The sequence below is a fragment of the Citrobacter sp. 50677481 genome, assembly GCF_001463265.1.
Taxonomy (GTDB): domain Bacteria; phylum Pseudomonadota; class Gammaproteobacteria; order Enterobacterales; family Enterobacteriaceae; genus Citrobacter_A; species Citrobacter_A sedlakii.
This window is the reverse complement of the sequence record NZ_LNHZ01000066.1, coordinates 1-559: the sequence shown is the minus strand read 5'-3', so window position 1 is coordinate 559 and position 559 is coordinate 1. Positions and strand designations below refer to the sequence as shown.

Below are 559 nucleotides of genomic sequence, written 5' to 3'. Positions count from 1 at the left end.
CATTGCTGACGCTGGCCTCCACGCGGGCGCTGCCGTCGGTCAGGGTCGCCAGATCCGCTGCCGGGACGACCAGCGTCCATGCTCCGTTACTGTCAACGCTGGCGGTGTACGTTTTGCCGCCAAAGGTGACGGTGACGTTCTGGCCGGCTTCCACGTTTGTGGTGGTGCCGGAGAGCGTCAGGTCCGCGCCCTGCTCGGCGGCGTTGATCACGTCGTCGGCGGTCACGCTGTTAATGGTCACCACCGGTGCGGCGGTGTTGACGTTCACATCGTGGGTGGCCGAGCCGCTGTTGCCTGCCGCGTCGGTCACGGTCACTGACACAGTGGTGGTGCCGTCGTTCAGGGCGGTGATATCTGCCGCCGGAACGCCGACGCTCCAGTTGCCGGATGCATCCACCACCGTGGTGTAGGTTTTGTTGTTAATGGTGACGACGACCGCATCACCCGCCGCCGCACCGCTGACGGCGCCGCTGACCAGCTGCGTCTGGCCGTGTTCGGCGCTGTTGATGATGTCGTCCGTCGCCACGGTGTTGATGGTCACCACCGGCGCGGCAGTGTC

Annotated in this window: 1 protein-coding gene; it reads right to left on the bottom strand. The window is 65.8% G+C overall.

Annotated features, from left to right (window positions below):
- Window positions 1–559 (bottom strand): Ig-like domain-containing protein (locus tag APU02_RS19860; RefSeq protein WP_120714926.1); only part of this gene is annotated, 559 nt, incomplete at both ends.